Source organism: Pseudoalteromonas sp. BZB3 (assembly GCF_040104455.1).
In the GTDB taxonomy this organism is placed as follows: domain Bacteria; phylum Pseudomonadota; class Gammaproteobacteria; order Enterobacterales; family Alteromonadaceae; genus Pseudoalteromonas.
In genome coordinates, this window is record NZ_JBECOS010000012.1 from 232,166 (window position 1) to 258,961 (window position 26,796).

At 41.9% G+C, this 26,796-nt stretch carries 16 protein-coding genes; 9 read left to right on the plus strand and 7 right to left on the minus strand.

Going from position 1 to position 26,796, the window contains the following annotated elements; all coding sequences use genetic code 11:
- Nucleotides 1-8: 8 nt before the first annotated feature.
- Nucleotides 9-1,871, minus strand: a complete 1,863-nt coding sequence (locus tag ABMY35_RS14590) for a DUF885 domain-containing protein (protein WP_349286877.1) — start codon at nucleotides 1,869-1,871, stop codon at nucleotides 9-11.
- 373 nt (nucleotides 1,872-2,244) lie between these two features.
- Here ABMY35_RS14590 and ABMY35_RS14595 point away from each other — a divergent pair, with 373 nt between their 5' ends.
- The 6 genes from ABMY35_RS14595 (at nucleotide 2,245) to ABMY35_RS14620 (ending at nucleotide 8,333) form a co-directional block, all read left to right on the plus strand.
- Nucleotides 2,245-2,412: a DUF2986 domain-containing protein gene (locus ABMY35_RS14595; RefSeq protein WP_083496681.1), complete on the plus strand. Its 168-nt coding sequence runs from the start codon at nucleotides 2,245-2,247 to the stop codon at nucleotides 2,410-2,412.
- Nucleotides 2,413-2,480: 68 nt separating this feature from the next.
- Nucleotides 2,481-3,581: a hypothetical protein gene (locus ABMY35_RS14600; RefSeq protein ID WP_349286878.1), complete on the plus strand. Its 1,101-nt coding sequence runs from the start codon at nucleotides 2,481-2,483 to the stop codon at nucleotides 3,579-3,581.
- 117 nt (nucleotides 3,582-3,698) lie between these two features.
- On the plus strand, nucleotides 3,699-4,328 hold the full coding sequence (locus tag ABMY35_RS14605; RefSeq protein WP_349286879.1) for a hypothetical protein: 630 nt from the start codon (nucleotides 3,699-3,701) through the stop codon (nucleotides 4,326-4,328).
- A 1-nt stretch (nucleotide 4,329) separates the two neighbouring features.
- Nucleotides 4,330-5,073, plus strand: coding sequence for a DUF3307 domain-containing protein (locus ABMY35_RS14610; RefSeq protein ID WP_349286880.1), 744 nt, complete (start codon nucleotides 4,330-4,332; stop codon nucleotides 5,071-5,073).
- Between the two features lie 200 nt (nucleotides 5,074-5,273).
- Entirely contained in the window at nucleotides 5,274-5,648 is a 375-nt protein-coding gene (locus ABMY35_RS14615) for a transporter substrate-binding domain-containing protein (RefSeq protein WP_349286881.1), read from the plus strand.
- Nucleotides 5,649-6,014: 366 nt separating this feature from the next.
- Nucleotides 6,015-8,333, plus strand: a complete 2,319-nt coding sequence (locus tag ABMY35_RS14620; protein WP_349286882.1) for a collagenase — start codon at nucleotides 6,015-6,017, stop codon at nucleotides 8,331-8,333.
- A gap of 115 nt (nucleotides 8,334-8,448) precedes the next feature.
- On the opposite strand, the gene zapE is transcribed toward ABMY35_RS14620, so the two are convergent.
- Together zapE and pulA are read right to left on the minus strand one after the other, a co-directional pair.
- Entirely contained in the window at nucleotides 8,449-9,528 is a 1,080-nt protein-coding gene (gene zapE / locus ABMY35_RS14625) for a cell division protein ZapE (RefSeq protein ID WP_349286883.1), read from the minus strand.
- Between the two features lie 210 nt (nucleotides 9,529-9,738).
- Entirely contained in the window at nucleotides 9,739-12,537 is a 2,799-nt protein-coding gene (gene pulA / locus ABMY35_RS14630) for a pullulanase-type alpha-1,6-glucosidase (RefSeq protein ID WP_349286884.1), read from the minus strand.
- Nucleotides 12,538-12,825: 288 nt separating this feature from the next.
- On the opposite strand from pulA, the gene ABMY35_RS14635 reads away from it, so the two are divergent.
- From ABMY35_RS14635 to ABMY35_RS14645, 3 genes are all read left to right on the plus strand, one after another.
- Nucleotides 12,826-15,618, plus strand: coding sequence for a TonB-dependent receptor (locus ABMY35_RS14635; RefSeq protein WP_349286885.1), 2,793 nt, complete (start codon nucleotides 12,826-12,828; stop codon nucleotides 15,616-15,618).
- 74 nt (nucleotides 15,619-15,692) lie between these two features.
- Complete coding sequence (locus tag ABMY35_RS14640; protein ID WP_349286886.1) at nucleotides 15,693-17,192, plus strand: tryptophan halogenase family protein; 1,500 nt, start codon at nucleotides 15,693-15,695, stop codon at nucleotides 17,190-17,192.
- A 179-nt stretch (nucleotides 17,193-17,371) separates the two neighbouring features.
- Entirely contained in the window at nucleotides 17,372-18,619 is a 1,248-nt protein-coding gene (locus ABMY35_RS14645) for a glutamate-5-semialdehyde dehydrogenase (protein WP_349286887.1), read from the plus strand.
- 341 nt (nucleotides 18,620-18,960) lie between these two features.
- Here ABMY35_RS14645 and ABMY35_RS14650 read toward each other — a convergent pair whose 3' ends face one another.
- The 4 genes from ABMY35_RS14650 to ABMY35_RS14665 all read right to left on the minus strand — a co-directional run bounded on the left by ABMY35_RS14650 (nucleotide 18,961) and on the right by ABMY35_RS14665 (nucleotide 26,605).
- Nucleotides 18,961-19,443 carry a hypothetical protein gene (locus ABMY35_RS14650; RefSeq protein ID WP_349286888.1) on the minus strand — a complete coding sequence of 161 codons (483 nt, stop codon included), beginning with the start codon at nucleotides 19,441-19,443 and terminating at the stop codon, nucleotides 18,961-18,963.
- Nucleotides 19,444-19,452: 9 nt separating this feature from the next.
- Complete coding sequence (locus tag ABMY35_RS14655) at nucleotides 19,453-20,349, minus strand: hypothetical protein (protein WP_349286889.1); 897 nt, start codon at nucleotides 20,347-20,349, stop codon at nucleotides 19,453-19,455.
- A gap of 124 nt (nucleotides 20,350-20,473) precedes the next feature.
- Nucleotides 20,474-20,668, minus strand: coding sequence for a hypothetical protein (locus ABMY35_RS14660; RefSeq protein WP_349286890.1), 195 nt, complete (start codon nucleotides 20,666-20,668; stop codon nucleotides 20,474-20,476).
- A gap of 129 nt (nucleotides 20,669-20,797) precedes the next feature.
- Nucleotides 20,798-26,605, minus strand: coding sequence for a DNA repair ATPase (locus tag ABMY35_RS14665; protein WP_349286891.1), 5,808 nt, complete (start codon nucleotides 26,603-26,605; stop codon nucleotides 20,798-20,800).
- Nucleotides 26,606-26,796 lie beyond the last annotated feature (191 nt).

Below are 26,796 nucleotides of genomic sequence, written 5' to 3' on the forward strand. Positions count from 1 at the left end.
ACTTTGACTTAACTTTTTTGTGCTGTTATCCAAGCATCAACATCACTTTCAACAATGGCCAGTGGGCGTGCACCTTTAAGCAAAATCAAATCATGAAACGCTCTTATATCAAACTTGTCACCGAGCTCAGCTTTGGCTTTATCGCGCAATTCAACAAACTTAATCATGCCTAACTTATAACCTAGCGCCTGACCCGGCCATGCAATATAACGGTCTATTGCCGACACCACATCACTCATCGCTGAACCCGTGGCTTCTGCGAAATATTCGATTGCTTGCTGACGAGTCCATCGCTTGTGGTGCAAACCGGTATCAACCACTAAACGCGCTGCGCGGTAAGCTTCAGCTTGCAGACGGCCTAGGTCACCAAATGGATCATTTTGGTACATACCCATTTCATAAGCGACTAGTTCAGAGTACAGTGCCCAACCCTCAATGAAACCGTTAAATGATGCATTTTGACGCATTAGGCCAATATCTGTTTGCAACATATTTAACGCAATTTGGAAATGGTGGCCAGGTACTGCTTCATGATAAGTCAATGTTTTTAAACCAAAGATTGGGACTGCTTTCATGTCTTTTAGATTAATCGCAAAAATACCCGGACGACTGCCGTCCAGTGATGGGGCATTGTAATACCCTCCTGGTGCTCCAGCTTCAACGGCTTTAGGAATGCGTTTTACTTCAACCGCTTGTGGAGGTAAAGATGAGAATAAGTTGAGCGCTTTCTCTTCTATGGTTTTAATTTCACCACGTAAAAACGCTAATAGTTCCTCGCGACCTTCATCGCTGTCAGCAAATAAGAAGCGCGGCTCTTCGCTTAGTTTTTGCATGCGCTCGCCAACTGAGCCTTCTGTATAGCCGTTCGCTATTAAAATCGCATCCATCTGCTCTGAAATCCGTTTCACTTCAGCTAAACCCACATTATGGATTTCTTCTGCTGTCATAGCTGAGTCGGCTAAATAAGTGATCTCATGTTGATAAAACGCTTCACCGTTTGGCTGTGCCCAAATGCCTACTTTTTTCGGCGCAGTTGCCTCAAGGGCTTGCATATCTTTACTTACTTTGGCAAAGGCAGGATAAATCTCCGACTCAACAATATTCGCTGCTTTTTTAACTAAAACTGCTTTGGTTTTATCATCAAGCGTTTTGAGCTCATTAAGTTTCTCAGCAAAACTACTCACCAATGGGTGTTCAGATGCATCTGGTGCTGTGAAATTATTTAAATACCCTAAGGTGTTCGGAAAAAGTGGTTTAGGTAAGATAATGCCTTTGCTAGCATCATCTGCCAACTTGCTGCGTACCTGTTCTGTTAAATTTGCAAACGCAGACAAACGCTTAAGATAATCTGTTGCATCTTTTTCTGACGTAACAGCGTGCTGATCTTTCAATATATTTGGAATATCAATTAATGGGCCTGAAATTTGATTTACTACATATGGTAAATGCCCGCCCCACGTATCAATATAACCACCACTGAACTGCTTATCACCCGCATAATAACGAGCTATCACTTCATTTACGGCAAGATGTAAGCGGTCTTTCTCAGAGAGGTTTTTACTCTGTAATGCGTTAAGTTGCTCCGCCGCTTTGTCCATATCAATTTGCAGGGCTTGCATGCCTACCAATGAGTAATTTGGTAAACGATCTGCGTATTGACCAAACTCAGTGCTATCTAGTTTTAAAGACGTTGCTAAAGCAGGCTGATGATTGATGAAGTTTTTCGTGTAGGTATTAACCACGCTGTCGACTTCAGCTCGACTTACTTGAGCTTGTTGCGCCGCTACTGACTTTGTTTTTTGTGTTGTTTCAGTAGAGCAGCCAGCGAGTACCGCACAAACGGCAAGCGCAGTTAGGGTGTGTTTGATCATATTTGGCTCCAAAGTATTCTCATCAATATCCTAGTTTTATTGCCTGTAAATATTGATGCTTTTTATTATTCAGCTCAATTTGCACATTGTATACAATTAAAGTTTTTGTGCTAGTACAATAAGAAAGTACTTGTCGCTTTTTTGCTTAATGAAAAACAGTTATACCAGCCCTCTTAATTAAGCGCTCTATTTTTAGGCAAGGAAAACTGCTCGATAGCACGGCAAAAATTTTGCTGTTTAGTTGCTCTAAATAAAAAATTTTTAACAAAGCTAGCGTCAGTTTTAATCCCTCAAAATGATTGAGTATTATTGAGGGTTAGTATTAAAATAGCGCTCTATCAACTTAACGGGATTGGCTGCATACGCCCCAACTATGAATAGACGTAAGAAAATCTACGAAAAGCTAAAGAAGAAAGACAAAAAAGCAAATGAAAAATTGCATAAAAGCAATAAGCCAAAGTACATTTCTAAAGCTGAACGTGCCAAGTTAGAAGCCGAACAACAAGCTCAAACTGACAGTTCAACAGAAATTTGCGATTAGCAGTCATTCCTGTTTAATATGCCCTAATCAAAATACGTTTTATGCTGCTTTTAAGGATGAATAGCACAATGAAGTTGAGCCTCTTTTCTTTTACTTTTTTACTTATCACACTTGCATCTACCTCAGGGTGTAACAGCACTTTAGGGCTAAAAAAACAACAAACTAATCGTGCGCCTCACTGGTTTATCAAACCGGTTCATAATCAAATCATCGGATTTATTGGTGCAGCAGCAAAGTATGACAGCCTAGGTAGAATTAATATCTCTGGCAGCAGAAAAGCGGCCTTAGTCAAATTACAAAGCCATCATCAATTCGCTATAACAGAAATAGACGCTAAGCAACTTGCAAACACCGCTAAGCTCCTTTTACCTTCAGGAAACACAGTGCGGTTTATGCCCGAGTTTTTCTATCAAGGGGTTATTTATAGTTACGCAACATTAGAGCAAGATGCTTTTGCCTTGAGCCAACAACAGACCCTCACAAGTTTATCCACGTGCCAATTTAATCAATGTAATCCAACATGGCTATGTGATGAGCAAGCAAACACCATTACTGGCGTAAGTTTTTATACCAGCTCACCCCACCAGCAGCTTTCAATGGCGCAACAAAATGCCACCTTAATCGCTAATTTACTTGGTAAGAGCCAAGTACATGCAACAGAATTTATCAGCCAATCTTCAGACTCTCACTCGAATCGGCACACTGTCAGTTTTAATCAGCAAAGTGATGTGAAAGCAAAGGTGGACCTACATCATGGTATGATTTTAAATGAGCTCTGTGAATATCATGGCACGCTAATCGGTAATTTTGTATTACCCATTAATTCAATTGAATTAGAAGAGAATTGGCAATCTCAAGCTATTTACCAAGACCGTAGTTTGATCAAAGGCAGCTTTGGTCATGGTGGAGCTATCTCGTCAGATTTATTACTCAGTACAGCCATAGAGTTAGCAATTAAAGACGCCTTAATAGAGTTAGCTAAAATCAAAGGGATCACCATTGAAAATAACAGCAGTTTGTCATTTAGCGATGGATTTTATTTTCTCTCGAAAAGTAAAATGACTGTCAATGAGCAGGTCTCAGGACAACTCCTCGATATCAAAATCAGCTATAAGAAAGAGAACCCTATTGTGAACGTATGGGTTCTTGAAGCAAACAATCAAATTTAAAGTCTAGTGATATCTGCAAATAGAAAACCACCAGAAATGTAACCAAGAGTGGTTACATTTGAACAGGCAACCAAAATAAGTTACATTAAATCAAGTTACTCATTTTGGTTACTTATTATGTCGATTTCACAAGAAAACTATATGGGCGTGCTCACCGCTGACATTGTGAACTCACAATCACTCCGTCAAAGTGATTATGAGCAATTGCTTGTTCAATTAAAGTATTACCTAACCGCTTTAAGAGCTGAATTTGGCGCAGAGTTTCATATTTTCCGTGGTGATAGCTTTCAAATCGCCCTGCCAAAAGCAAAAGCCTTATTCAAACAGGCCATTGCAATAAGACTATTCTTTATACAGCGAGGTTTAGATGTAAAAGTGAGCCTTGCCCACGGCCCAATTAAATTATCATTAGGTGGACTTGCCACCGCAACGGGTGAAGCATTGGTAAAAGCCGGTCATGGCCTTGATAATATAAAGCATCAACGCTTGGTCTATAACAATACCTGTGACGAAAGCTTTTTACTGAATATTCGATTTATTGATCTATTACTGGGTAAATTAAGCCACAAACAAGCCCAAGTACTGCTTTTATATCTACAACAAGATAAACCTGAGCATGCGCAGCTTGCAACACAACTCAGTACCAGCAGGGCAAATGTGACTAAATTACTTAATTTAGCTAACTACACCTTAATTGATGCATTTATCACATTGAGCAAGTCTTATATTTTCAGCAAGGAGACGTAATATGGCTGAATGGCAAACACTTTTATTATGGCTGGTCCTTGGTCATGTTATCGCCGACTTTTATCTGCAACCCATGAGTTGGGTGCATGACAGAAATAATAGGCACTTTAAATCAACTAAAGTCGTTTGGCACAGTTTAGTGCATGGTGTACTTGCCTTTATCGCACTGGTGGTATGGCAACACTGCTATGACTTTGGGGTCAGTAGTGCAGCTTTTGGTTATGCGACAATTATAACTATCAGCCACTATTTTATTGATATTGGTAAATCATATTCGAGTAAGGGAGTGATACCGTTTTTGCTCGACCAACTGGCGCATTTATTCGTCATTTTACTCATAACCCTTAATTTATCTGAGCCACTCTATATAAGTGAGCAGTTACTATCATTCATTAGCACACCTAGTAACCTCATCATTGGACTTGGCTATTTATTGGTACTGACACCAGCCTCTGTGATGATCAGAATGCTACTTGAGCGCTGGGCATACATGGGGAACGAAGAAGAAAGCTTACCGCAAGCGGGTAATTTAATCGGGCAACTTGAGCGAGTGCTTTTACTAACTTGTATTCTTATCGATAGCTGGGCAGCTGTTGGCTTTATTTTAGCGGCTAAATCAGTATTTCGTTTTGGCGATTTAACCGCAAGTAAAGACAGAAAGCTCACTGAATATGTGATGTTAGGCACGCTTGTAAGCATTTTAGTTACATTGAGTGTGGCTGGATTAATTTCAACTTTCTTATAGTATGATAGCCTTGCTCAAAAATTGATAAGAAAAAACATATATGCCACACCAAGCTGCCAGCAAATAACCATATCAGCACACCCTAACTACCCTCCTTTTCATTGGCGAAATGGAAATACCCTGACCGGAGCATCAATTGAAATAAGTGAACATATATTTGCAGAGTTAGGTGTAAAAACACATGTTGTTTACATGGGACCTTGGAAAAGGGTTCTAAAAAGCGCCAAAGATGCAAAATAGACTTTATACCCGCTCTGAAAAACACGCCTGAAAGAAGGGCATATTTAGAATTTACAGAAGAGAGCTTTGCGGCTAACTCAGTTGCTGTGTTTACTCGAAAAGGAGAAATAGCGCAACTCAATGGCCTGTGGCAACTATCGAATAGTCACGGCAGCATAAATGCAGGGGATAGACATGGTGAACAGATAGATACTTTTCTAAAACAACAACACAATATTCAGCAGATCCATGGAATTGCTCAGAACTTTCAAATGTTAAAGATGAAACGAGTTGATTATGTGCTCACAGGTTTACTATCCGCACAGGATTATCAAAATCAACGGGTTAGAAAATAAATTTGATGTTGTATTAAAGCTAAATAACTATGATGTACACAATGCTTTTACTCTACACTTTTCAAAAAAATGCCCGGAAGTAGTAAAACATTTCAACTTACGCCTTCGTGAATTAAAACAACAAAACAAGATCACACCAGTACTGCAAGATTATCAACAGGTATGGTTATCTCTCTGATAAAAATCAGCCTTCTACCTCTTAATTTAATCCCAAATTTACTATCTAAAAACACTGAAACCCTTTGCTTTCAGATCATTGCCTTATAATAAAAACACAACAACTGTATACAATATATATTATTCATGTTAAAAATTTATCCCTCTTTAACATCAAGCACTAAAAAACAACAAAAAAGAGAGCTAAAAATGAATAAGAAAAGATTACTAAGCTTGTGTATCGCTTTAGCATTAACAGGGTGTAATGGCAGTGATAATGCTCAACCTGAGATACCTAAAGTCGACGAACAATCTGATTCTGGATCAAATTCTGGTAACTCAGGATCAGACAGTGAAAACTCAAGTGAAAGCGGTTTTCCATACGCAGATGAGCCTAGTTTAACGTTAGATATGGTTAAAAAAGGCCTGACTACATCGGAACCCATAGGCTTTTACATCGACCTAGAAGAAGCTGCCCCAAGCTTATTAATTAGTGTAGGTCGTGGCGAGGGCGGCTTAGAACTGGGTGATCCTGATGTTTACATTAAATACGAAGGCCTCCCTGAAGCAGGTGACGCCCCCGTGTTTGACTGTGTATCTTTTAATAGCCCGAATAGCCACGAAACTTGCATAATCGATGACCCTCAACCTGGTAGATACAATATTCTCATAGACGCCTATGAGGACTCGTCAGTGAATGATGCGACTTTATTCGCAACGACTTCGCTTTTTGCTAGCAGCGAATTATGTGCTGATATGGTACAAATTCGCATTCAAGAAAAGATGACTGAAGAAGCAAAAAAGCGTATTTGTGACACCTTGATAGAAACCAAAGCTCGCTTCGAAACTGTACTTAATGACAAACTTTCCGCTGATACTGGCGTGCCTGTACCGAATGACTTAAATGAAATCACCAATATTAATATCTTTGCGAGTTTGTCGAACCATATGAGCTGGGTTGAACACTTATGGGACTCAGATAACAGTAGCGGCATTTATTTTGAAACTGCGCCGACTGAATGGTATCACGACTCAACCATCCTTACTTTTAACGCCCTAGAGTGGAGCGGTGGTCGTTCAGTTGTACGATCACTCGCTCATGAGTATGTACACGCGCTTGATGGCCGATATAACAAAGAAGGAGGTTATAATAGCGACCTTGGATGGTGGACAGAAGGGCTGGCTGAATATGTAGGAACCTATTACCAACGCCCATACCAAATGCTGATCGATGCTAATCAAGAAACAAGTTACTCGCTCAGCGATATTACAACTCCCACCATTAGTTACAGCTCTTTTTATGATTGGGGCACTTTAGCCGTCGCTTACATGATTGAGCAGCATCCAGATGAAGTTAAAACTCTCATTACGAATATGCGTGCTGGCGAATGGGAAACGGTGAGTACACAGTTAGCTGAGTTTTCAACTGCCTACGAAGAGAGCTTTAAAACATGGCGTACAACGACCTTAGTTGATAACTTTAAAGCAAGCGCACAACCTTTAACCTTTGGTGAAGCGATGCCAATTCACGGGCGTGGTGGCTGGGTATATAGTGTCACTCTATCAGAAGAGACATCCGCGTTAACCTTCAAAACATCTGGTGGCTCGACCAACGTAGATCTTTGGGTGAGCAAAGACTCACCTGCACACCCAGCTATAGAGCAGGCTGTGCTTTGCAGCTCAACTACCGAGTCATCCAATGAAGAAACATGTACGCTTGAAACACCAGAACAAGGCACTTACTTTGTCACAGTTGGCTCTGATTTCGCTGGCGCAGATATTCTAGATCTATATTTAACGGCATGTACGGGCACAGACTGTACTGTAAATTTACCAGCACCTATGGCACTGATCACACCTGTCGAACCATACTTACCTCACTGGCCAGAAAAAGGCACATTGGGCAGCTGTAATTTAGTTGAAACCTATGGCCGAAGCCGCCAGCAGATTGAAGGTTTCACCGTCAATAATAGCTCTGACAAAGATATTCAACTTTATTGGATCAACAACTACTCGGGTACTCAGCCAAGCTCTGCATTCCAAACATTAGCAGCAGGTGAGACATTCAGCGCGGATAATTGGGTGATCGGCGATCGTATGATGCTAGGCGATGTTGCGGGTAACTGTTTAGGGGTTGCCATCGTCAACGATACTGATAATAGCTTCGAAGTGGATGCTGAGTTTGTAAAAGATGCAGTGAACGAAGCCCCTATTCCTGTCGCAACCGCTGAAATTGGTAGCTGCGAATTACTCACCACATATTCTAGACAAAGTAACTATGCCCCTGAGTTTGCAGTACATAATCAGTCTGACACACCAGTAACACTGGCATGGGTAAACAACAGTGATGGGTCTTTATATTACGGTAACTATGGCACGCTCGAATTTGGCGACAATTACGCAAATAGTAATTGGGTTGTAGGCGACCGAATGGCACTGATGGGCAGTGATGGCCAATGTTATGGCGTCCTCGACCTAAATGACAGCAGTAACATTTATGTGATTGATGAAAGCTTATTTAAAGAATAACGCTTTTTAAAAACAGACCTAATTTGAGTCACCTGCAAATAGGTGGCTCACACAAATCAAAAGAAACAAGGATGTTCTTTTCTGACAAATGAAGTGTTGCATAACCTGATCATATTTAATCAAACGACCAGCTCTGCATTTCTACTAAACGGCTTTTGGTTCTCTCAAAAGCAAAAGCTAACTGCTCTCCCACATATAACTCGCTTAAATCACACTGTGCATCGATTATCAATAAACAACGCTGCTCGTAACACTCGTCAACCAGAGCAATAAAACGTCGCGCTTCGTCATCAAAACGGGCATTTTGAATGCTTGAATGTGCGCGTTGGTAACCGTCTTCTATACCTTGAGTTACTTGCTTTTCATCTGGTTCAGCGCCCATCTTTGGCACTTTGCTAATAAATATAACTCGGTGATTTTGTGCCAGCTCGATGTAATCTGCAGTTGCTCTTGGGGTTGAACATAACGCCATAAAGTCAAACAAGTAGCCGTGTTCACTTTTACCTAATACTTCGACTTCTCTGCGGCATATCTCTATTTGTGTAGTTTCTAACACGCCATGAGCGCGTTCAAATTGAGTTAAAAACCTTGCTTGATCCTGCACAAAGTAATGGGTGTAATTCGCACCATAAGCAAAACGGTGATCAACCTCTCCTGCCACATTAATGACCTCACACTTCAAAAGTAATAAATCTATGGTCGGCAAAAACCGCTCTCGCACTAAGCCATTTTGGTAAAGCTGCTCAGGATGCGCGTTTGAAGTAGTGACCAACACAACACCTTCTTTAAATAAGGCTTCGAACAGCCTTGCCATGATCATGGCATCACCAATGTCAGTGACAAAAAACTCATCAAAGCACAATACCTTGGCTTTGATGGCCCAATCTTTTGCAACGTGTTGTAAAGGGTTAAGCGTACCTTGAAGTGTGTTAAGCGCTTGATGCACTTGTGCCATAAAGTGATGAAAATGTAGCCGCTGCTTGGTCACCCCCGATAAATGTGCAAAGAACAAATCCATCAGCATGGTTTTGCCTCGCCCAACAGGACCATATAAATACAAACTTTGACATGGCTTGCCCTGTTCAAGTGTATTCGCCAACGTATCTAAGGCATTCAACGCGATAATTTGGGCAGGATCCTGAATCAGCTTTTGAGATTGAATTTGCGAAAAGTAACTATCAGAGAGAGTTGTCATATCAGAGCGAAATAGAATAAAGATTATCTGTCGATTATTTTACAGGTTTTGCTACGAAGATAAGACTAGTTTGACTTATTAAAAAGAAAAAAGCGCCGGGGGCAGCCGGCGCTTTTAGATTCGTATTCAAGGGGAATTGAATACCTTTACTCTCAGTAATTAAACCAGTATAGATGAAATCACTAAAAGTCCAGTAAAGTATAGGTCGTTTTACTTATACTTGACTAAGACCACTGTGCTCAGTGCCGGTACATCAATTCCCTCTGCTGTAATTTTTGTCTCTTTGACCACAGGGTCATGACCCTGTTTTAGCACTGGATGTAACTGGTAATCTTGACTTTCGACAACTTTGAATGAATTTTGTTCATTATTAGCGTTGAAGATCACCAAAATACGCGAAAATTTGTTATCTACAGCCTCACCCTGAGTATCATCTAACTGCATAACAATTAGACCTGATTGATGATTTTTATCATTCACTGATTTTTGCGTATTTAAAAATTGGACTTTTTGCTGAACTTGATCTGAGGTTGCAAGACGGAATAACTCAGAACTATTTCTGATTTTCAGCATATCGATAAACATGCCTTTTGCCAGTTTAATATCTGCTGAACTCACATCGTCTCGGTCTTGGTGACCAGCAAGTACCGTTTTGATTAAAGGCCAGTTATCTTTGTCTTTATCGGCAGGTGGTAGACCTACATCATAGTTATTGTTTTGCCCTGCAAAGTCTGTGGCATTAAACCAGTCTCCATAATCATAGCTGTCACGTAAGAATGACTTTGAACGTAATAGCTCAGATCCCATATGAATAAATGGAATACCTTGACCATACATTACATAACTCATGCTTTGTGCATGTAAGCGCACACGCTCAGTGGTCGTTAAATCAAACGCTAGGCGGTACTGGCTGTTGTCCCAAAGTGTTTGGTTATCGTGCTTAGACACATAGTTAATGGTGTCTGCCGGGTCAAACGCATAGCCTGTAGGTTGGTTGCCATAAGGAACGTCTTTACCTAAACGTTTATTTAACCCATTGTATTTATTTGCCAAATCATATTCAGCGAGATTACCCGCCATACCAATACGTACTTGGTCCATCGCCACAAAATAACGTTGTTTACTTTGTGCGTCAGTTTGTAATTCGTTAGGTAATGTCAGCAGACCATTACCTACTCCTTGTGTGACACGGGTATTGTTGCCAGGGCCTCTTATCGCATCACGAAGGCGATCACTGAATGTACCAATCTCAGTGCCACCCAACTCTAACTGACTGGCCTGCACAAATTGTGCATTATTGGCTACTTCACCAAAGTTCCAACCTTCACCATAAAAGTAAGTATCAGGATCAATTTCACGTACCAGCGCTCGCGCATGTAGCATTTCTGCTTTTGGCTGATGACCCATTAAGTCGAATCTGAAACCGTCAATCTTATAATCACGTGCCCAAGTCACCAATGAATCATTCATCAGCTTTGCCATCATGGTGCGCTCAGTTGCGGTGTTACCACAGGTATAGCAAGTTGATTGCTCAACAATGCCTGTTGTTGGATTTAAACGGTGGTAGTATCCCGGCACAATTTTGTCGAGCACGGAATTTTTCGCCAAACCAAATTGATGAGTATGGTTGTACACCACATCCATGATCACACGAAAGCCCATCGAATGAAGGTGTTGTACCATTTTTCTAAATTCAACAATACGCGTTACACCCATCGAATCTGTCGCATAACTGCCCTCAGGCACTGTATAGTGAAATGGATCATACCCCCAGTTATAGTTATCAAATTGACGAAGGGCACTAACAAGCTTTTGCGCTTTAGCTGAGTCTGTTGGGTAGCTTTTTAATACATCGACTGCTCGTGTGTCTTTATCCCAAGAGTATTGACACTCGCCTAGCTCAGGCAACTGCTTGCACACAAACTGCATGTTAGAGGTGTGACCAATGACAGTTTCAGCATCTTCGTTGATACTGCCTAAATCATAAGTCGGCAGCAGATGGATGTTATTTAAACCCGCATCTCTCAGTGCCGTTAAGTGCTTCATACCATCTGAATTCATATCGGTAAAAGCAAGATATTTACCACGCCAAGCACGGTTACTTAGCGCTTTATCACTAGCACTAAAATCGCGAATATGAGTCTCGTATAATATGTTATCTTCAGGCTTATTGATGCTTGGCACCGAATGACTTGCCCACCCGGCTGGCTGTGTGACTTTGTTGTCCAAGTCAACAACTTGTGCATGAGTACTGTTTGTGGACAAACTCAATGCATAAGGGTCTGTGGTAACAATTGTTTCGACTTTTTTCGTTTCTGGATGATAAACGGTGATTTCATACTGATAATAATCAAGCGCTGCGATATTGTCCGTACTTACCTGCCAGACGCCGGTGTTTTTATCTTCTTGCATTGCAATTTTATTAGCGGGATTGTGAAGACTATTACCAAATGCTAGTAGAGATACTCTTTGCGCTGTAGGTGCCCACAACTTAAATTGCACAGAATCTGCAAGTACGGTTGCCCCTAGATCAGACACTTCATTAGCATCATTCGCCGTTAGAGTATAAAGCGAATCTAATAGCTCCCCTTGCTGTACAAAGCTCACTAGCTCACCTTTGCTATCTACGACACTGACCTGCCCTTTCGCCCAGTTTTTCGCTTTTAGATTAGTAAGTGCAACTTTATATGCCTTAAAATCAGCTAAATGAGGATAACTAGCTGCAACCCAATTAGGCAACTCAATAGCCGTTAATGTCGCTAGCTGTGACATTTGTCCTTCAAGTAAAGTAGTTTTTAGCTCTAAGCTAAGCACCTTGATAGCAGGGTCAATCAATACTAATTCTGACGTTAACCAGTGCGCTGCATATATAGCTTGTGTTGTTTCTTGCTTTGCTTGGCGCATTTCTGCTTGTGATGAAGCAACGATTTGGCAAGCGCTAAGTGATGCTAATAGTGGGATTGTTGTTATTTTCAGAAGTAAACCCAAAGATTTTGTTACTTTGCGCATTGCTATACCTCATATTTACAAAACGATATTCAACTCGTTTATAAGGTACTGAATGCTCTATATTTGACACAACCAAATAGACAGTCTTTGCATACGTATTCAGAACCTATTAACTAAACTCATCATTATGAATACGTATGCATTAACTATTCATCAACACAACACGGCTATATATTAAGCTCCGACAACCCATAAATTGTTGGCATGACCGAACGATTACACAAGTTACTATAAAGTTTGGCATGTTAACGGTATAACCGAACACCTATGGCAACGGGGATAAAACAAATGCAAAAACTAAAACCAAGCAAAGTGACTTTGGCACTTTTAGCAAGCGGCTTTGCTGCAATGAGTGCACCAATGTTTGCTGCAGCACAAGATGCCGAAAACAAAGCACAGCAAGACGTTGAAGTAATAGAAGTAAAAGGTTTCCGCCGCTCGCTAGTTGAATCAATCAACGCTAAACGTTTTTCTACTAGTGTCGTTGAAACCATTTCAGCCGAAGACATCGGTAAACTACCTGACTCTTCGATCGCAGAATCTTTATCTCGCTTGCCAGGTCTTGCTACACAGCGCTTAGATGGCCGTGCAAGTAAGATCTCTATCCGTGGTTTCGGTGAAAATGAAAGCGGCACAACATTAAATGGCCGTGAACAAGTTTCTATCAGCGACAACCGTGGCGCTGAATTCGACCTTTACCCTTCTGAAATCATGAGCGGCGTAACCGTTTATAAAACACCAGATGCAAGCATCGAAGGTGAAGGTATTGCAGGTACAGTTAACCTACAAACAATCAAGCCATTAGACCAAGATGGTCGTATTATTCAAGTTAATGGCGTTATCGAAAAAACCAGCTTTGAAAAGCTAAACCCAGACGGTGAAGACCAAGGCCACAAGGCAACATTCTTCTACCTAGACAAATTCGCTGATGACACAATCGGTGTGGCATTTGCACTTAACACCATGAGCTCTCCAAACCAAGAAAAACGTTGGAATGCATGGGGTTACCCTGAGTTTGAACAAGATGGTAAAAAGTACTCTATCTTAGGTGGTGCTAAGCCATACGTTCGCTCTTCTGAGCTTGAACGTGACTCTATGATGTTCGTACTAGAAGCGGCACCGCGTGATGACGTACGTATGACCTTCGATGCACTATATGTAGATTTCTTAGACAAGCAGCGCCTACGTGGTATTGAAATTCCATTTGCATGGGGCCAAGGTACTGTAAGCGCAAATTCAGTAGATGATGCGTCAGGCTTTATTACCTCTGGCACAACCATGGGTCAACGTGTTGTAGTGCGTAATGATTACAACGAGCGTGATGCTGAGATGAAATCGTTAGGTTTCAATACAAAGTGGGATGTTAATACTGACCTAACTTTAGACTTTGACGTAAGCTACTCAAAAGTAGAAAAGAAAATTGTTGGTATTGAAAGCTACGCAGGAACAGGTCGAGGCAATGACCGTGGTGAAGCTGACACACTAAGCTATACACTTGACGGTGGTAACACGGGCGCGAAATTTAACCACAACCTTAACTATGCTGACTACGACCTGATTCAATTAGGCGGTCCTTTAAGCTGGGGTTGGAGTGGCGCGTTAAATGATGCGTTCAACGTAACAGGTACTGATTTTGAAAACCAACTACAAGATGGTTTCATTAATACACCTGAAGTTGAAGACGAACTTAAGTCACTGAAATTTGCAGCTACACAAGCAATCGAGAATGACTTTATCTCATCAGTTTCTGCGGGTATTTCATACCGTGACCGCGAAAAAGCGAAGTTATCAGAAGGCTACTTCTTAACGCTTTCAAGCTTCAAGTACCCAAGTAACACTGGCATGATGGTAGTACCTGAGCAATATCGTCTGGGTACAGCTAATCTAGATTTCATTGGCATGGGCGAAATGATTGCTTATGACGTAAACGGCCTTGTTCGTGATGGTTATTACTATGGCCTTCAAGAGAGCTTAACTAATTCATCTCACGCAACTAAGTCTTGGACTGTACGCGAAAAAGTAACTTCTTTATTTGTAAAAGCAGATATCGACACCGAAGTCGCTGACATGCCATTAAGTGGTAACATGGGTTTACGTTATGTGCGCTCTGAGCAGTCATCAAAAGGTAATGCGTTTAACACAGTGGATGGTAAGGTAGTTACTTCACCTACTGACATCAGCCATGATTACAATCACCTTCTACCAAGTTTAAACTTAACGTTAAAGCTAGACGACGACCAATCAGTACGTTTTGGTGCAGCGAAAACCATTTCTCGAGCACGTCTTGATGAAATGAATGCGTCATTCAGTGCAACATACAATCAGCAACCTGATTCTAATGGTAACAATTGGTCAATCGGCGGTGGTAACCCAGAGCTTGAGCCAAAAGAAGCATTTGGCCTAGACTTAACTTACGAAAACTACTTCAGCAGCGAAGGCTACTTTGCAGTTGCACTATTCCATAAAGACATTACTAACTGGCATTTCGACGGTCAATATGCGGTTGATATGACTGGTGTTGCAGATCCGGCAACTGGCGCTATTCCTGCAAACCCAAATGGTACAGGTAGTGGTAAAGTGAATGGTGGTGAAGGTACGCTTTGGGGTTATGAGCTATCAGGTACATTACCCCTAAACGTTTTCTCTGAAGCACTAGACGGCTTCGGTATTATCGCAAGCTACACAGGTGTTGAGTCTGATCTGAAAAACCCTGAAGGCGCAGAATACAAGATACCAGGTCTTTCAGAAAGTATTTCAACATTCACTTTCTACTATGAAAACCACGGTTTCTCTGCTCGTGCTAGCATGCGTAAGCGTGATGACTTCAAAGGTGACGTAAACGGTATCGGTTTCACAGCGACACAAGTAGACATCATGGGCGAGACAATTTGGGATGCACAAATTGGTTATGACTTTGGTGAAGGTGGCTTCAAAGATCTTGAAGGCCTATCTGTATTCCTACAAGGTTACAACCTAACTGAAGAACCATTCACTACGCTAAGCGGTGACAATGCGTTACAGGTACGTGATTATCAAGATTACGGCCGTAACTACTCGTTAGGCTTCGCATATAAGTTCTAAACGAGCGTGATAAAGCTAAGTTAGTTATGATAGCCCTTGCGATGAAAATCCAAGGGCTTTTTTGGGAGTAAATTATGCAAAACAAAATTAACGATGTCGTTATTGTTGGTGGTGGCACAGCAGGCTGGATGACAGCCAACTTACTCGCAAGGGTGCTAGGTAAAAGCATTAACGTGACTTTACTTGAGTCAGATGACATCTCGACCGTTGGTGTTGGCGAAGCAACCATTCCGCCAATTATGCAATTCAATCAAGCCATTGGTGTCAATGAACACGCCTTTATGCAGGCTTCAAAGGCGACTATTAAGCTCGGTATTCAGTTCGAAAATTGGCTAAAGCCTAAACATAAATATATGCATGCCTTTGGTAGCATAGGTAAAAACTTCCCGTTTTGTGACTTTCATCACTTTTGGTTAAAACAGCAAAACAAAAATGAACAAGTCAATAACCTCACTTATTGGGATTTCTCACTTAACTACCAAGCCGCTAAGCACAACAAGTTCCAGAAGCTCAAACATCTTCCTAACACTAACCTGCCGGGCATTGCCTATGCGTATCATTTTGATGCAGGATTATACGCCAAGTTTTTAACTGAACATGGCAAGCAGCACGGGGTTAACCATGTTATTGGTACGGTAAAGCAAGTTAATCAAAACAACGAAACGGGTTTTATCGAAAGCTTGTTACTTGATGATGACACACAGCTCAATGGTAATTTATTTATAGACTGTACCGGCATGCATGCTCTACTCATCGAAAAGACACTTAGTACGGGCTATGAAGATTGGTCACATTGGTTACCTTGCGACCGCGCTATGGCAGTCCCAAGTGAGAACGCAGAAACGGTAGTGCCTTACACACGCTCTATTGCTCGCCATGTTGGGTGGCAGTGGCAAATTCCGCTGCAACACAGAACAGGTAATGGCTTGGTTTACAGTTCAAAACACTTGAGCGACGAAGAAGCAAAACAAACGCTGCTTGGAAATCTGCCGGGCAAACCATTAAGTGACCCAAGAATTATAAAATTTAGAACAGGTCGTCGCAGAAAAGTCTGGAATAAAAACGTCATCAGCATTGGTCTATCAAGTGGCTTTTTAGAACCATTAGAATCAACCAATATTCATCTTGTGCAAAGTGTGGCAACGCGTTTACTCAAGTTCTTCCCACACAATGGCATTAGCCAAACCTTAGTCGATGAGTTTAACCGCTTGTGCAAAGCCGAAGTTGAAGGTATTCGCGACTTTATTATCTTGCATTACAAGTTAAATGCTCGAACTGATAGTGCGTTTTGGCGACAGTGTCAGCAAATGGACATCCCCGACACGCTGAAAACTAAAATAGATTTATTTAAACATACTGGCAAAGTACACTGCGAACCAAACGATTTATTTACCGAAATCGCATGGCAACAAGTGATGCTCGGGCAAGGTATTACGCCAACCGATACTCACCCACTTGTTGATGGGTTAAGTGATGAACAAATCGATGATATGATGGAAAGCTTACGAACGCTGGTCGATAAAACCGTCGAAAATATGCCTACTCACCAAGACTTTTTAATGCAATTCAAATAATCCCACACGCTTTATTATGCAGCCTGATGATTAAACTTTCAGGCTGTTTGTACCCACTAAAAACACATGCTAATAAAGTATGTGAATTTTCTTCATTGCCAAGCCATTAGTGGTTTAAATTCGAACCGATATAACGTTAGTATGTAATCGGTTTGGTCAATTATTTAGGAGAAAATAACATGGGTTTAATTCAATCATTATCACAGCAGGCAGCTAAGGCAGCCAAAGTACTAGCACTTCTCACAACAGAGCAAAAAAACCAAGTATTACAGGCTATGGCACATGCGCTGCGTGCCGAAACCGATCAGATCCTTGTGGCAAACCAAACCGACCTAACCCATGCCAAACAAAATGAATTAAGCCCCGCAATGATTGATCGCCTAACCCTAACACCCGCACGCATCGAAGACATGGCACAAGGTATCGAAACCATCGTATCGTTAGATGACCCTGTGGGCCAAACACGCAGCATGGGCACCCGACCAAATGGCATCGAAATCAATAAAATGCGTATTCCCCTAGGCGTGGTATGTATGATTTATGAAGCACGCCCAAATGTTACCGCGGATGCGGGCGCACTGTGCTTTAAATCAGGTAATAGCGTGATTTTACGCGGCGGTAAAGAGGCGCTAGCCAGCTCAATGGCCATTGCCAAGGTCATGCACAAAACTCTAGCTGAGTTTAATCTGCCTGAAGCACTTATTACCGTCGTACCCGACCCTGATCGCGGTTTAATGATGGAGTTGATGCAACAAAAAGAGTACATCGACCTGATCATTCCACGCGGCGGTGAAGGCCTTATCAACTTTGTGACCGAAAACAGCACTGTACCTGTCATTCAGCATTTTAAAGGCGTGTGTCATTTATATGTTGATAAGGACGCCGATTTAAACATCGCAGAAGCGCTGCTTTTAAATGGTAAAACTCAGCGTACTGGCGTATGCAATGCCCTAGAAGGCTTGGTGGTTCATAAAGACATCGCCGATAAGTTCTTAAGTCAGGTAGCGCCTATTTTGCGTGCCGCTAATGTGAAAGTGAATGCCTGTAAACGCGCTGCAAAATACTTTGACGACGTCACTGTTTTAAACGACAACGAATTTGGTGAAGAATATTTAGCGCTAGAAATTGCCATTCGCGTAGTAGACGATTTTGCAGGTGCAATTGACCACATCGACAAATTTGGTAGTCATCACACTGAAGTGATCTGTACTAAAGACCAAGAAATGGCCACGCTGTTTCAACGCAGTGTTGATGCATCTGTGGTCATGGTCAATGCGTCATCACGCTTCAGTGACGGCGGTCAGTTAGGTCTAGGCGCCGAAATTGGTATCGCAACCACAAAGTTACACGCCTATGGCCCAATGGGTTTAGAGTCATTAACTACTGAAAAGTACTTAGTGAATGGCACAGGTCAGGTGAGAGATTAATTTGATAACACCTTCCCTATAAAGGAATTATCAAAGTTTCTAAATCTGTAGGCGCGGGTTCACCCCGCGCTTTTTTTGCGCGAAATAAAAATCAGACTCACAGAACGATTACACACCATATCATGAACCTGTTAGTCACCCTTAACCTGTTAGTCACCCTTAACCTGTTAGTCACCCTGAACTTGTTTCAGGGCCTAATAAACACCAGGGTTATCTAACGGTGTGAGCAAGCCACCTTAGTACCGTTCGTATAGTAAAATAGCGGCCATGTAAGCGATTATGTAAGCTTTTTAGATCCACATAGAAAACGCCTGACCAGAAATAGTGGTCAACTTAAGCATTTACTGAATAGCCAGTGGTAGTATGTTCATTTGTTTTTCATCAAGATCTAAATATAAAAGGTTTAAAGATATAGTTTTATTTTCAACATGTTCTTTAAACTTAGCCATTAAGGTTGCATCTAGCTCGTCATAAAGTTCCATAGAATAAACAATTAATTTCAACCATTCAGATGAGCCTTGAAGAAACGGACCTATGGCCATTCTATCGAGTTGAATATCTCGCCCCTCTTCGACTGTTTTTAAGCCAAATAACAAAATAAAGTCATCGCCGTTCTCACCAATGGCAACCATATCGTTGTTATATTCACCGCCAAACCTGCCGGGGAGGATAGTTAAACCTTGCCTTGATGCAATGCTTTCAAAGAGGCCTGAACGTTTAACAGCATCAGTTGAAAATTCATTCATTGGTAAAGATAGCGCTTCAGATGGTTGCTCATCTGCTTGAACTGCTTGCTTGTCTTTTAAATTATCAAAAATTGTCATAAAAATTTCCTAGGGAAGCTTTTCCATGGGTTTTGAATTCAGTGTAATGTCTAAATTATATTCACCTTGTGGCTTGGGTGTAAAAGGGGCAAACTCACCATCGAATGTTTGATATATGTCTAGCTCAGCCAACACATCGACTTCGTCCCGTGTATAGTCAGCTAATGGGTTAACTGCTATTAAATGAGCGGGATAAAGCGGCATATCAACATCTAGTTCGTAGCCGGCCAATCTAGCCAACTTACCGTAGTAAAAGGCTGCAGCAGACATAAAGTGCTCTGAGCCGATGATACCATCTGCGCCGTTGCGGTTTTGCGCTACTTTTAAGCTACACAGTGTTTGCAGTGCACTTTCCATTTCTGTTTTATTACCCTTAGCGAGAGCCAAATAAAAGGCATTATCGGTTTGAAAGCGCTTCATAGTTCTGCCCGGCGGGTTTGCCAAAATATATTCAGCACGCTCACCTAGTAAGTCGAACTTTTGCTGCGCGGCTAACAGGTCTTGAAACGCTTGGAATTCAGTGGTGCCAACTCTATTTCGATTAATCCACTTTTGGTGGGTGTTATACACTGGCAACACATGTTGGCTATACCAATGTAATAGCTCAGCATTATCACTGAGTAATACCTCAAAGAGTGGAAACAGCCAGTTGCCATCTTCGGGCCGACACTGGAAACGTAAAATATGCGACTTTGCCGAAAAATACGCATATTGGCGCATGGCATCTAGGTCTTGTTCTATAAAGCACGCATAGAGAGCCAGTTTTATGTAATCATCGTTAAGAGCTAAAGCACAGCCTTTCCTGCTACCTTTATTATTACTCAATAATTCTATGGTACTTTTTAAATCAACACCCGACCATAAACGTTCTAGTTTCAATCGTCCAGTTTTCTCACAAATTTTCATATTTTTACCTTTTAAAAAAGGGGCATTGCCCCCTTTTGTTAATCATCAGCGCTTTTAATGGGTACAAACCACAGCTGTTTGGTATTGGGGTTAATCGCCGTAACCGCTTTGGTTAAACGGCAATTTAATCACCAAACTCAGATAGCTGAGTAAACATTTGGTCTTCAGTGTGTAAAGACTGGCCAAACAACAATTTTCTGAGTTTTATTTGAATGGCTCTTTGCTCACCTTGGTCACTGTTAAACTCGGTGTCATAAGCCTTAATATGCACTACACCGTTGTCTAGCTCTGTCACGTCTACCAAAGGCACATCGAACAAGGCTGATTTTTCTAAATTAACTGCATCAATAAATTAATGTTTAAATAGAGGCTCATTCACACAGCTCATTCTTTGATTAAGTAAATCGATTTGTAAAAACTCAGGGGCACTTGGCCCCTGAATGTTGTATTACAGCATATACGGGTTGTTTGAACTACTGCCCTCTTCTTTACTCGGCAAATGCTCTAACTGAGTGAGTTTGGCAAGAATGCCATCAAGCTTGCCCGATATTGCAGGGTCCAGCGCTTGATGTTTATCAAGGTGCTGAACAAAGCTTGGCAGTGTCACTTGTAGCAACTCAGTGAGTGCCGTTAATGATTGACCTTCGCTGCTTTGCTGTTGCGACTGTGCAGTATCAAACTGAGTATGTAGCCCCTCAAGCCTTTCAACCAGTTGGCTCAACACCGCACTGTGTTGTTGCTCACTTTGCTGGGCTTGTTGCTCAGCCTGCTGGTTGAGCTGTTTACTGTTTGCCTGTAAAGCTGCTTCAGCTTGAGACAGCCTATGCTTGAGTGCATCAAATTGCGTGTTCAATTCAATATCAAACTCCGCTGAAGCACTCGCCGCATTGTGCGCTTTAAAGTCTTGTATGCCCTGAGTAAGCGAGGTAACCCCTTGTGTTAAGGCTTTATTGAGCTGCGATGATGACTGAGCCTGACTGTTCACTAAGGCATCTTGCAATGCTTGTAAGTCCGACGCCTTGGGTTTGCCTTCGGTATTGGCAAGCAGCGCTTGGAAAACGTCAGTGTAGTTATGACTCAGCTGGGTTTTATTCAGTTTGTTAGCAATCACATTAAACGCCTGTGCAATGTCCACCAGCTTATTGGCCGTAAGCTCACCACTTTGCTGACTTTGTGCAACTTGGCTTTGCAAGGTCTGATTAATACCGTTCAGCCCTTCATTGATTGCCTCAGCTCCCTGTTGGTTTTGCTGTGCGCCAATTAACTGCGCTAGCGCCTCTGAATAATCAAAGCTTAACGTATCTTTGTTCAAGTTACCCGCAATTGTTGTCATAGCGTTATTTAATCTGGCTAACTCTTCGACAGCTAAGAGCGCCGGGCTGCCTGCATCATTCGCTCTATTAAGTCGTTCATAGTCACCACAAATTTGCGCCCAACGGGATTGCTCTTCAGCCGTTAACGTACCGCGGATGGTACCCAGTTTAAGTAAGTTTTCTTCACTGCCTTTACTGAGGGTTTGCGCTTCGCCGCGGTAATGATCACGAATAAGATTTTCGAGTTCATCATCGTTCATAGCTGCAACGACTTTTTCGGCCATCTTATTCATGTTTCGATAACTGCCTTGCAGTTTAAACGGTGGCTCTACGCGGTAGTCATTATCTTGAGCGGCTGAGGCAATGTACTGGGCATTCACTTTTAATACGGTGTCGCGAATGGTCAGTAGTTTTTGTAGCACCGAGACAATTTCATTGACTTGTGCCTGTGAGTAACCGTACTCTAACTCGTTTAACGAGATATCTTCACCTTCGGCAATACGTACCAACTTGTATAAGTCTTCCATATTGCGATTCGCCAATGGCGCTAGTACGGCATTGGAGGTCAATGCGTTTTCTACAAAACTCATGGAAAATTCTTGTTCACACCCACTGAGCGTGTCACCTAGGTTGTAGATATCGGCACGGTTTGCCAACATGTCTGGGATCTTAAAGCTTTCACCTGACTCGGTATAAGGGTTACCGGCCATCACAACCGCAAATTTCTTGCCACGCAGATCATAGGTTTTACTGCGACCATTCCATACACCATCAATACGACGAGAGCCATCACACAATGAAATAAACTTTTGTAAGAACTCAGGGTTAGTATGCTGAATATCATCGAGATACAGCATGACATTGTTACCCATTTCAAAACTTTGGTTTATCTTTTCAATTTCTTTGGCTGCGGTGGCATTAATGGCCTGCGATGGGTCGAGCGATACTTGATCATGCCCTATCGACGGACAGTTCACTTTCACAAAGGTTAAGCCTAAACGGTTTGCCACATATTCAATTAATGTGGTTTTACCATAACCCGGTGGAGAGATGAGCAGCAGCATACCCATTAAGTCGGTGCGCTTGTTGCCGCCTGAGGCACCAATTTGCTTGGCGAGGTTATCGCCGATGATCGGAAAGTAGACCTTATTTATCAACTGATTTCGAACAAATGAACTCAGCGGTTTTGGCTTAAACTCATCAAGCTGAAGACGCTCTTTTTGGGTCGCTAAAATATCACTCTTAAGAGATTGGAATGCAGAGAAACCAGTCACATGCTGCTCAATATAGGCATTAGTACGGGCAAAGAATGCCGCATAATCAAGTTGTAAAGTTTGATCTTGAATCGTACGATGCTGCCCCATTAAACCCGTTACTTGCTCAGATACATTGGCATCGTGGGCATAAAACCCTGCCAGTTTGTCATTGCTCAGCAACACCATAGTCGCCGCTTCAAGGGCGATGTTGATGTTAAATGCGCTGTTTTGGTCATTACTGCTTTGCGCTTGGCTGTTTTGCGAATAAGCCACTAACCAACTGAATAATAATTTGGCTTTGTCACTCATATGGCTTGCCGCTTTTAGGGCATTTTGTAACTCACCCCAAAAGCCTTTGCTTTTCGCACTGCTTTGGAACTGCTCAGCTAAGTTTTTAACTTTACCTGACACAATAAACTTTGCTTCAGTGTGCTTTTTAGCTAATTCATCTAATAGATATTGCGCACTTAACTGCAGCGAAAAGTCATTAAATACCGCACAAATATCCGCAATTTGCGCTGAATACGCTTTAATGTCGTCAGCTAATTGCTGAATTTGAGCATTATAAAAAGCGGTATCGTTAAACATGGTCTGCATTAAATGCGCTTGCTTGGCTGACTGCTGCAGTGCAGTAAACGCCTGTTTTGACAGTTGCACTGCATAAAGCTGCGCAACAATCCGTGAACCAACCGGATAAATCAGTAAATCTAAAGCCCGCTTTTGCGCTAATAGATTCGTTAAAATCGCGCACGCATCATGATCATGAATGCCCTTTTCGTATCCTTCTTGATACCTTGGCTCAGCAAATTTTTGTACCAAAGTCAGCAATTCATCTTTTTGAACCGCCTCATTCAACACATCAAAGTTTAAGCCTTGCTCACCTTTATTGGCGCATGCCAAAATCTGAGCGGCCAAGTATTCACCTCGATAGACATCGGCATTTTCAGAAACAAGGTTTTGCTCCCAATAGGCTTTGCCCGTTTCAAGCTGCGAACGAGTTGCTGGATCTGGAATTGGCTCAAAATACTCAGTACCCGTAAGGTGCAGCATTAAGGTATCGTCACGAGGCAAGAGCGTTAAATCAAGTGCTTGTTTATTAACACTAAAACCGTGCTTGCCTATGTTTACAAGGTTACCGCCTTGCACATAAATGTCTTGTTTATCTCGAAGGGCACGAATGCCCTGATCTTTACATGACTTCAGCTTAGATAAAATATCATCTGCTTTAATTTCATCGCCAATCTCTTGCAGCTCTTGGGTTAGCCCGCGTAGCTTGCTGATCATCGGATCTGACGCAAAGTAACTGTTGATCTTTTCAAGCTCAGTAAAGCTTTGCGAACGTCGAGTCACGCCTTGTAAAATACGTTCAGCGGCATTAGCAATGTTTAAAGCTCTACGCTGGCGCTCTTCCATCAACTGTTGTTTATGCGCTTCAAAGCTTTCGTATACATCGTCACGCTTAGCCATGATCTCGGCTAAGTATTCGTCGTACTCGCTAAAGTGAGACTCAAGTTCTTCTAACTGAATTAATAGTCGCGACAGTTGTTCGTCACACTGCTCTGGGGTTTTGGCATTGTTTAAGCTGCTGGTAATACTCTGGCTAAAGAGTTTAAAGCGTGCAGAAAACTCCGCTTTGGCTTCAACAGAGCCTAAGCTCTTGCGGCGAATTTCAATGCTTGCTTTAGCTCGGTTAACCAGGCCATAGACACCACTGACATCTTCGAGGATTTGCGTACGCACTCGACTGTCTTCGATGTCTAAATCGAGCATGGTGTGGTTAAGTAAGTCGAGCTCTTCGCTTAGCGTATCTAGCTGAGCTAAAAAGCCATTTAACTCAGTCACCGCCTCGCTTTTTTCAGAGGCAGCAGTGAGCTCATCAAGCTTATTATGATAAGGTGCAAGCGCCTTGTCTTGTTGTAAAAACTGCGCCGTTGCTTGACTGAGCTGTGCGGTTTTTTCATCAACGGTTTTAAGCTCCGCTTTTAAACCTGCAAGGTCAATGTACTTCACCTCTTCAAGGCTGATGATTTTGCCTTTTAATAGCTTTAAAGCATCTAACCCAGCGACAAATTCACTGGTTAACTTAAAGCTATCGGGGCGAATATCGCGTAAGGTGTCGACCACAGTTTGCTTTATATCAGCAAGAGACTTTAACGCTGTTTCTTGAATTTGTTTTACTTTTTCAAATTCATCAAGCACTTGCTCTGAGGTTTCAAAAATCTCATGTATCAGCGCGGTGAGTGCCTCGAAATCTGCTAACCAATGGTATCTATCAAGCACACTCCGTGCTTGTGCGATTAAGGCTTCATAGTGGTTGATATTTGGGTTTTGTTCACTGATGGCTTTACAAACTGAGTATAAGTCCGAAATACCACGAACTAAGTCTGGGTTACCTATTTTGCCTAGTATGCTGGTTGGTGCTGGCGCATTTGCGGCAAATTCGACAGAGCAAAATGGGCTTTGCCAAATTTGAATGGGATGAACACGCTCAGCTTCTTCTTTGTCCGCTTTGAAAGTCAGCGTTAAACCATCGTCATACACGCCATAACCATGGCAGTAGATTGGGTTTTGTAGATTCTTTTCTATTAGATTATAGGCAAAGAGTGCGTAACGACCTTCGTTTGGCTCGTAAAACACATACAATACATCTTCACCGTTGGGTGATTTTACCTGACGATGAAACTCTAGTTTCTCAATTTGATCATCAAAGTAGCGCGTTTGACCCGACTGAAGGTAATATCCACCCGGAAAAATAATACCGTGGTCATCTGGTAATTGAATACAGGCATCGCCAATGGCATCTTGACGAATAACCGCCTCAGTGCGGCAATTGAAGATAAAGAAACGCCAATCTTTTTCACGGTAAGGCTGCACTTTAAGTAAGATCAATTCACCCACTTGAGCGTATTCAAGCTCACAGTCGGCCAACGATTGATTTTTATCTTCAACAGGTTCTGAATAGATCCCCTCACCACTATCGGTGTTATTTTCGACTTTAATGGTTAAGTCGCCACCTGTGGTTTCGACAAAAATTTTGTCGAGTACGTTAATATGACCAAAACGCCCTTCTACGTGATCGGCACGGTCGGTTTTCACCCATTCAAAGTCGTAGTCTTGCTTATCTTGTAAGTCTCGCTCACCACGATTGTCGATATACTCAAGGGTGTTATCAGCTGCGATTTCCCAACGAAATACACGAACATCAGTGAGTTTTTCACCAATTTGGAAGCAAGCAAATACTTTGCCCGCTTGTTGGAATAAATGCTGTAAACGGGTTTCTTTGTAGTAAGTGTATAGCTCTTCAAAGTCTCTTAAAAAACGTGGATTAGTAAGAAACTTGGTTTCGCTTGGATAAGGCTCTACTTCATAGTGATCGTCCTGCTCAACCAGTTTTTGAACAGTGAAAACATCACTCACATGAATGTTTTTCTTTAATCCCAAGAATACGTTGTAAGCAAAAATAAGTTTATCGCCAATTAAGACAATGTCTCTTGGAATACAGTTGTGCTCTGTACGTACACGAGCACGACCTTTTACTTTCAGCTCAGTACTACCAAAGGTATCAACGCGTTGTTGGTTTAAATCATCGGCGAGAGTACGTAATTGTGTACCTGAGTTACTCAATCTACGCTTAATTAAGTCATAGGAGCCCTGTTCGAGCGCAGCTTCATTTGCTGGATCTGCCATAATCTCTTTGTCCAAATAATCTTTAAAGAAGTTGCCCTCAAAAAAAGGGCAAAGTACGTGTAACAAGTGAAGTGTTGTCGTAGCTGAGTATGTATCGCCGTTAACGACGACCTACAATTGAAACCCTATTTGCATGTAGGCCGGTGTTTAGCCCAACCTACATCGTTTGCACAAACAGTATTTTTGTCTAC